We start from the raw sequence: 8,991 nt of genomic DNA, 5'->3' as shown, positions 1-8,991 counted from the left end.
GCTCGATGCGGTTGCGCAACTGGGCCTCGGTGAGGGTGGAGAACACCTCGATTCCGGGGTGCGACAAGGAAGATATTTCAATAATGGGCATAAGGCTGTATTCTTTTTAATAAGGTTATGAAGTAAATGAGTATTTCAATATTGAGTAAATAGAGTATCTCAATTCCCCTCCTCCGACGGAGGAGGGGTGCCCAGAGGGCGGGGTGGTAGGTAAAGCAAGAAATACCAATGAATCATATAAATAAGGAATTATTTTCTCACCTACCACCTCCCCCTACGGGTACTCCACCCCCTCCGACTCCCCCGTTATCGGGGGAGAGCAATTCCCAGGAGGAGGAGAATTAAGATAGTATTACTTAATCATTTGGCTCATTACTTTTTCGTTCCAAATTCTTTCTTTTCTCTTTCAGACACCGCAACTTTCATCACCCCGTCCAGTTTATTTTCAAAAATCCGGTAAGCCTCCTCAATCTCATTCAACGGGAAGCGGTGTGTGATAAGTGGCGTGGTGTCTATCTTGCCTTCTTCAATCAGGCGAAGTATCTCGGCGCAATCGCACCCGTCCACGCCACCGGTCTTGAAGGTCAGGTTTTTTCCGTACATATCGGGCAGGGGAAGCACCTGGGGGCGGTCGTAGAGAGCCACCACGGTGACGATGGCATTGGGGCGTGCACACTCCCACGCCAGACGGAAGGTGTCGTCGGTTCCTGCCACCTCGAGCACGACGTCGGCTCCGCCATGATCGCTACTCCGCAACACAATCTCCCGGCAATCCTCCGGCTTCACCACCTGTACGTCCGGATAATGTTCACACACAAGGCGTATTCTTTCAGGAGATTTCTCGCAAACAATGATGCGGCGGGGGTGCTTGAGCATCACGCAAAGCAGGGTGCAGATTCCGGTAGGGCCGGCGCCGATGATGAGCACCGTATCCTTTTCGGTAATCTCCGATATGCGGGCCGCCCAAAAGCCCGTGGCAAGCACGTCGCCCACAAAGAGCGCTTGTTCGTCGCTCACCGCATCCGGAATGCGGTTCAGTCCCTGGTCGGCATAAGGCACGCGGACGTACTCGGCCTGACCTCCGTCGATGCGGCAACCCAGTGCCCAACCACCATTGGCATCGGTGCAATTGTTCACATATCCGTGTCGGCAAAAGAAGCATTCGCCACAAAAGGTTTCTACGTTCACCGTAACCCTGTCGCCGGGCCTGATGGAAGTGACGTCCGCGCCCACTTGCTCCACGATGCCTACCATTTCGTGCCCCACCGTGGTTCCGGGCAAGGCACGCGGCACGCTACCGTGCTTGATGTGCAAATCGCTGGTGCAGATGCTGCCGAGCGTCACGCGGACAATGGCGTCGCGGGGGTCTTTCAACCCGGGTTTCGGTTTTTCTATAAGTTCAAATTTTCCGTGTTCAATATAAGTATATGCAAGCATTGTTTTTCTCTTTTTTAATACTTCTCTTTCCGTTCAAACTCTCCCTCCTCCGTATAGTACTTCCATGTGCCTTTGGGTATGTTATTTCCGTATTTTCCGCGGAGTTTCAGTTTGCCGTTCTCATAATATTCGCGATAGCGTCCGTGGCGCTTTCCCTCTTTCACTTCCGCTTCACTCTTCAGCGCTCCTTCGGGATAAAACTCCCGCAAGACGTTGCCCTCAAATTTCTCAACATAGAAGCGTTGCAACTCACTCATTTGCTCCTTCTCCGTTTCGGCATCTTCGTTCATTACTTCGTCGGCTTCATCGTCCACCACCACCGCTACGGCCGCTTCTTCCGGTTGATAAGGTTTATAGTCCATCACGCATTGCAACGAGGCGGACTGGCCGTCTCCCGTAATCTGCATGGTCCAATAGGGAAATGAGTAGACAATGTCCTTGTCCGATTGTATCTCTCCCCACGTAACGGCATTCATCATAGGCTTCAACTGGTAATAAAACTTATGTACATCCGTATATAAGAAAACGGTAGAGCTCGAATTCAGGTACGAGAAGGCATTTTTAAAGCCCGGATTATCCTTCAACAGGTTCTTCTGATCGTAATCTTCTATAAATGAGAGCAGAGACGAGGCTTTGTTGCTAAACACCACATAATCGTCCACGTACGTGTAATAGGGTTTTTCGAACTTGTCGAACAGCCCTCCGAAGAACAAACGGAAGAAGCCTTTCATTTCCACATAGTTGATTTCAAATCCCTTATAATCAACCGTCTTTATCCGGAGCGGGGTGCGTCGCCTGATCTTCTTTTCTATAAACTCCATATTCTTACGGGCGTCCTTGATGCTTTTGGCGCCGATGGCCAGAATCAGTTCCGGATCGTGCCCCAACAGCCCCGGCTCGGATTGGGTAATGGCAAATTCTCCCGACATCCAGCTCAGGAAGTTTTCTTCCAGAGAGATGTCGAACAGGCTTTCAATCTTCTTCCGGGAACTCCTATAAGATTCGCACCATTGCGGATCGTGGACCGCGAGTGCATTCTCCAGTTCCTTTACAAATGTCACCGGATTGCTAAAACCGATGTTGGTATAGAGTGCCGTCCGTCCGGACAGGATTTCGTGGGCTTTCATCCGGTGCTTACCCGAGTTCAGCAAGGCCATGATGTACGGATCGGCGGTGTCTTTCCGCAAGGTATATCCTTTCACCTCCATCCGTTTGTGGTCGGTATTGAAATAGAGTCCGGCAAAATCCATGGAATTACTGAACATATCGATGTACTCGTTTCCGGTTCCCAGATAAATATTCAGGAATTGGGGCAGGCGTGCATAATTGATAAAAACGCGGACAAGTCCTTTGCCGGACACCAGTTTTTCGGCTTCGATAAAAGAATGATCGAGACCGATTTTGGGCTTGTTGCGTGAGTCGATGGCCGATTCTACAAGTTTGGAGGTATAGGAACCTACAAAATGGTTGTCCACGAAGGCGCAATAAAAAATATCGCGTGTATCCGGATCGCGCATTTCGAGGATGTTAATCCCGTTGTGCATCCGGTTGGTTACGGAACTGCCCGCCATGGTGAGCACCGTTTCAAGCTGATTCTTCAACAAGTCCATCTTGGAGGCCTTTTGCATGTCCAGCACAATCAGAAAATCCCAATCGCGGGCACGGACTTTATGGATCGAGATGAGCATATCCCGTTTGCCCACAAGCGATAACAACATTTTATTGCTTCGGACCACGGTGTCGAGCGTTTCCACATTCCGGGTGACGTCCTCAAAGGCTTTCGCCCGCTTCAGACATTGCCAGGTTGCGCTTCCGCTGAACTTTGCCCAATCGTCGATGGGCGCCGAGGACTGGATGATAAATGCTGCGTCTTCGGGCACCAAGTAGATTTGCTGAATGTTGCGGTCGGGCGAAACAAACAGGTGAACGATGGAGTACAAAAAATATACAACCAAGGCTAAACCGGCAATCGCAAGTGTTCTTTTTACGAGGGTCCGGGTATTATTCTTCTTAGCGGATTCAACGGGTGGTTCTTGTGGCCCGTTGTCCAATTCATTTTCGATCATCCCTTTTTCAGTATGCTATTGACTACACGCACCGAAGACACCAGCTTGGCCGTGGAAGTAAACACATCCACATTCCACACATGCGAGGAGCGGCCTTTATGCACGATGGTCGCCACCGCCCTTACCGTATCCCCCTCATGGGCGGAGGAGATATGGTTTCCGCTGACTTGCATGCCGACCACTATTTCGTCCGGCTTGCAAAGTATCATGGAACCCAGTCCGGCCACGGTTTCGGCCAATGCCAGGCTGGCACCTCCGTGCAGGATGCCGAAAGGTTGGCGGGTACGTTCGTCCACGGGCATAGTGGCCTCTACCCTGTCTTCGGAGGCGTAAGTGTATTGTATGCCCAGATTTCCCATCAATGCATGGCGGGCACGCTGGTTAAGTTGATCCAGGGGCACGTCGGCGGGGCGGATTTCGGCAAGTATTGCTTTCTCCACGGCTTCGGCCACGCCGTCTTCATCGTTGGAGGCGGTGATGCGGTCGGCACAGACCTTCACCGAGTCTTGGGCGTTTCCCATGGCGATGCCCAGTCCGGCGGATTGTATCATGGAGACATCGCAAACTCCGTCGCCGATGGCGATGACTTCTTCGGAGTTGATACCCAACTTCTCAAGCAAGGCGCCCAGCGTATTGGATTTATCAATGGAGCAGGGCACCACTTCCAGAAAATAGGGTTCCGAACGAAATACATCCAGCGCTCCGTTCAACCTTCGGCGCCAGTGGTCTTCCAGTCCCACGAGAGCTTCTTCGTCATCGCTTACCAGCATGCACTTGCAAGGGGCAAAGTCCACCGCTATCGAGAATTCGGTTTCGGCAATTATCTTCAGGCCATTCAGCTCGGCTTCGTGGCGTATGTGCTCGTTTTCGGGCGAGTCGGTGATGATGGTATCTTCGTGATACGTAAAAATGGCGAACCCGTTCTTACGGGATTTCTTTTCAAGATAGGGCAGCATTTCAGGGTTTATCCTACGCTCAAAGAGTAGTTCGCCACTTTGAGCATTGATAATTTGCCCGCCATTGTAGGAGAGGATGAAGCCTCCGTAATTGCCCAGTTCCAGAGCCTTGGCAATGGGCATAAGGCCATAGGTGGGCCTGCCGGAAGCTAATACGATGCGTACGCCCATCTGTTGCACTTTCAACAAGGCGGCCAGTGTGCGCTTGCTGATTTTCTTCTCACTATCGAGCAGAGTTCCGTCTACATCAAGAACTAATAGTTTGTATTTCATGACTTACCGGGTTTTTAGGTTTATGAAAACAAAGGTAAAGTTATTCAGGCGAAAACACAATTAAGTAACGAGTTTTTTCTTACGCATTTTCATTCGTTATTTACACATAGTTCTTTTACTCACTAGTGCAATAAGTACGGTACTGACTCCACAGAATAGCTTTTTTACGATCTTTATTTTACGGAATGGTTCATTAAAAATATAGGGAAGTGCCTGAATTCCGACACTCCCCTATCTATTATTTAACTCAGATCTTATATCTCCTCGTCATCACTTCATTGCATTGTTCCCCAGTGCTCCCAGCGCAGCCGAAACAATAGCCATCACTACTTTCAGTATTTTTTTCAAAACAGACTTCTTCATAAATACAATCGTTTAATTTTTAATTCTTCATTTTTTTAATTTCCAAGTTCCTCAGCTTTAGACTTTACCCAAGCGGGTTTTCCACTATTCCTCCATCAGGTGACGACGGGCCACCACCTTCTGTAGGAAGTTCGTCATTGATGCGATCCACGTCTTTGAGGCTAAGTCCTTCGGAGCGGGTGCTTCCGTTAGCTGTAATACGAATTTCCTTGTTGGCACGGAAACAAACGCGCAAGCCAGTGATGTCATTCGCCGTAAACGCCTCTGCTGTATCCGCCCCCTTGCTACGGGCGGCAAGATAAAAAAATCCCAGTCCGTCAATATTTACCGACCGCCCCAAAAGCAACTCTTCTTTCAACTCCGTGCGAAAATCTTTCAGCACAGAGTTCACCACACCTTCACTTACACCGGAAAGTCGGCTGATCTTTTTCGCAATCTGCTTCAAATCCATCGCCACACCATACTTATAGGTGATTACCGGATATACCTTCTTTGCCGATTTCTTATCAAGGGGATTTAATAATCTCCAAACCTTCTTATACAAAATACTCATAGTTCTTTCTTTTTAAATTAAATAAATCATATTCAAAATCTCTTCGCTAACGTTAACGTTGCAAAGATGCGGCAACTTCTATAAAGCTCAAATGAACACTTACTATGACATTTCAAAGCTATACACCTATACAATATAAGCCCTATACGCCTTGTAAGAGCGAATCATCATTTACTCGTATGTACATATCACATACCTACTCAAAAAACAGGAAGAAAACACGGTAGTATATCCGGAGAATTCAATGACCGCCTTTATAAATTTTCTTTTATCTACGTCAAGAACTGATAAATTGTTTTATAAAAGTTTCATACTCAGCCCCGGGGCATATACTCGGGAACACTTCCTTGTTGCAGAAACAAAGTGAAAATCTATTATTACCGTTGGGATGTCCCTCTTAGAGTATTATAAAAAAATAGACATTATGAGAAAGATAGTTAAGATTGAAAACAGTTCTTTTTACAGATAAAGGCACGATGTGCAAAGTCGAATTTATCCGTGTGTTCGCCGTACCTTTGCCTTTCCTGGGAAGTGGCTTTTTGCTATATTTACGGTAGTGGAGACTACGAAGTTTCTGGGGGAGACAGCTTATCCTGAAGTTAAGAAAATACTTTTATTCAAACTCAAATATTATCACCAATCTGAAGCTCAAGCAATTTATACTTAAGATTTAAATATTTTTAGAGTTGCGATATTTTTCTGTAATCTTTACGGGAACTAAGTATTTACACTCAGTTTCCGTACTAACAATTAATTCTCAACTTATACAGAATTAGATTATCCGTTTATAGAATCCGTGAATATTTTATTTCTCAATTTGGCGCGTTTAAGTAAATCTGAGAATTTAATAATTTCAGTGTATAAAGACGCTGCTCCTCTTCCAAAAAGATCCGGAATCCCTTTATGCGGTCTTACAATATAACCCAGACTCTGAGAAAATTGGAAATCGCCATCTGAATCTATTACAGAGTAAATATCAGCGTTCTCCCCAATCAAGTATCCGTAAAAAGAATTAAATTTAAAACTTTCATCAGACAAATTGTGTATTAAGGAAGCATATTGATTGATTTGATGTAGATGTTTTGAAACATCTACACCGGGTGCCTTAAATTCTATTATAATACAACGACCTTCTTCAGGAAACAATAAGACATCAGGTCTACGCATTCCTACGTCAAGAGTTCCCTGATTTCGTAGTTTATAAGCCTCTTCTTCAGATGAAAAATTTTCCTTAAATAATTTCTTGCCGCCGATAATGACATCATTTAATTCCGTTTCAGACAAGCCTTCGAAATGAATATACTCATCATTAAGCATCCATAAATTACTCTCTATTGGAGAAGATGAATGTTTAGGGAAAAGAATATTATGTAAGATTGCTTCAGGTTGACTTTTACTATTACCTTTTTTACCAGATTTTTTCCCTGTTTTCTCCTTTAGTTGTATTTTTAATCGTTCGTTTATGGCTTGTTCCATTAATGATAAAACAAGCGTTCGACGAGCTATGTAATTTGAGAGTTCTTCTTTAACAGAAATTGGTAGGGCTTTATTTAATTCGGATACCTTTTTATTTAACTGACTTTGGAATCGCTTATCATTGGGATCCAAATTAGAAATAGAGTCAACGATGATCTTTATTTTGGTGTCGTTTTCCGCTTTCCTATTTGCAGAATGAGTGTACACCTTACGTAAAATTACAGAATCGCTGTCACTGCTTTTTACGCCTGCGTCTTCCATTGTCTTCCTATTTATGGAAAACATTTTTGCCAGAGCATCCAAATTTTCATCTGCTTTATCCTTAGCTTGGCGGAACGACGGATAACGAGCGATGATTTTATCTTCAGCTTTTGTTTCTATATCATCAATTAGAATCTCTTTCCTACCCATAAAGAGATTCCTATTTTCCAAAAAATGTGAACGAGTGTAAATATCAAGATTACCTCTGACATCAGAGTCCTTTTGAGTTAAATAGTTACTTGATATTAAAAACAAGAAGCAAATGTGGGATTCAATTCGAGGAGCTTCCGTAATCAAAGCAAAATCACAGCCTGGTGTCGCAAAAGATTCTCCTTTACTCGTTAATCGAACTTCATTTTTTGGAAGTATGGATGATGGTAGCTTATAACCGCGAATTTCAAATTTCTCGGTGTCCATACAAACATCTATACTTTTCCCTTTTTCTCCAAGAATTGAGTAATGTATATCAAAAGAGTCTTCATAATCAGGAGTTGGAATATCATCAATAGTAATAGCCGCAGAGCCTTCATTATCGAAGGCTTCATTTACATAATGGTTAATCTGAATCTTATTAAGATGTTCCCTCTCAAGACAAAATTTATTAAGATATCGCTTTAATACGATATCCTTAATCTCAACGCAAGAGAGCTTATTTATTTTTTTCCTATCCTCATCATCTAATACTGAAAAGAAAGCTACTATCGTTTGTATTTCACTATCATATTCCACCTTTGTAGGGGTTGTAGCACAAATAACAGCTTTGTGCTTATCTTCGAATGACAAAGATAATAAAATTCGACGTCTATACTTACACCCATCACTTTCCAAATAGATTGAGTCTATCTGAGTGTATTGAAATGAATGTAAAAACTGAACACGTCCAGTTCCTAAATTATTCTTATTCTTGGTTTTATCAAACAAACGAGAAAAGCGTTCAAAACTTTCATCCGTAAATCCATAACCGTGGTCAACAATCTGAAGTGACGAAAATGAGCATTCTTCGCCAAATAGAGTTTGTGCTTTATTGTGACATAACTCAATCGTTATATCATAATCATTGCCACAAACAGCCTCCCATGAATTACTAAAAGCTTCAAATAAAGGTTGTAGAAAAGAACTTGATTTTTTGATACGACTCGCCATAAGACCAGGATAGGATATTCCTTGTCTTATAAACTTTCCATTTTTGAGTATTCCTAAATCAAGTTCTTGCATGGTTAGAATTCTATGATTGCAAAATTACGAAATATTTTCTAGTAATATGGATTAATGTATTGAAATCACCTCAAAATTATATTATTCCTTAAATTGGAATAAGCAGAATTACGAATTAAACACCTTAACTCGTCCGAAATCAAAGTTCAAATAAATAAGCAAGACGTTTCTGAGAATAACAGAATGCTATTTCATTAATTAAGGTAGAAAATTTGGTGAGACTGCATTAATGGAGTTGCTTGTGGAACTTGCCCTTATAGCGGTAGTAGACTGTATAGTCTTTGAAAATATTATTCACCACGCTTCAACTTTTTCAAGATTGAGGATTTGCTTACAATTCCGAGACTGCCATTGCAAGAGGGTTCACTGAGAAAGAAAATCATCTTTGTAT

6 protein-coding genes are annotated in these 8,991 nt (G+C 43.7%); all 6 read right to left on the bottom strand.

Going from position 1 to position 8,991, the window contains the following annotated elements; translation table 11 throughout:
* Nucleotides 1–372: 372 nt before the first annotated feature.
* The gene (locus tag BACCELL_RS16755; RefSeq protein ID WP_007213128.1) at nucleotides 373–1,437 is read right to left on the bottom strand and encodes an alcohol dehydrogenase; all 1,065 of its coding nucleotides are present in this window, start codon (nucleotides 1,435–1,437) and stop codon (nucleotides 373–375) included.
* A gap of 14 nt (nucleotides 1,438–1,451) precedes the next feature.
* The gene (locus BACCELL_RS16750) at nucleotides 1,452–3,503 is read right to left on the bottom strand and encodes a DUF3352 domain-containing protein (RefSeq protein ID WP_007213127.1); all 2,052 of its coding nucleotides are present in this window, start codon (nucleotides 3,501–3,503) and stop codon (nucleotides 1,452–1,454) included.
* Nucleotides 3,500–4,732 carry a Cof-type HAD-IIB family hydrolase gene (locus BACCELL_RS16745; RefSeq protein WP_007213126.1) on the bottom strand — a complete coding sequence of 411 codons (1,233 nt, stop codon included), beginning with the start codon at nucleotides 4,730–4,732 and terminating at the stop codon, nucleotides 3,500–3,502. Before BACCELL_RS16745 ends, BACCELL_RS16750 begins: the two co-directional genes overlap by 4 nt.
* Before the next feature lie 270 nt (nucleotides 4,733–5,002).
* Nucleotides 5,003–5,095 (bottom strand): smalltalk protein, encoded by a 93-nt coding sequence (locus BACCELL_RS26555; protein WP_007215796.1) that lies wholly within the window; start codon nucleotides 5,093–5,095, stop codon nucleotides 5,003–5,005.
* A 64-nt stretch (nucleotides 5,096–5,159) separates the two neighbouring features.
* Nucleotides 5,160–5,648, bottom strand: a complete 489-nt coding sequence (locus BACCELL_RS16740) for an HU family DNA-binding protein (protein ID WP_007213125.1) — start codon at nucleotides 5,646–5,648, stop codon at nucleotides 5,160–5,162.
* A 777-nt stretch (nucleotides 5,649–6,425) separates the two neighbouring features.
* A complete protein-coding gene (locus tag BACCELL_RS16730; RefSeq protein WP_007213123.1) occupies nucleotides 6,426–8,600 on the bottom strand; it encodes a hypothetical protein in 2,175 nt (724 codons plus the stop codon).
* Between the last annotated feature and the right edge of the window lie 391 nt (nucleotides 8,601–8,991).

It is taken from the genome of Bacteroides cellulosilyticus DSM 14838 (assembly GCF_000158035.1).
Classification (GTDB): Bacteria; Bacteroidota; Bacteroidia; order Bacteroidales; family Bacteroidaceae; genus Bacteroides; species Bacteroides cellulosilyticus.
The sequence above is the reverse complement of the archived record's forward strand: the minus strand, read 5'-3'. Positions and strand labels throughout refer to the sequence as shown.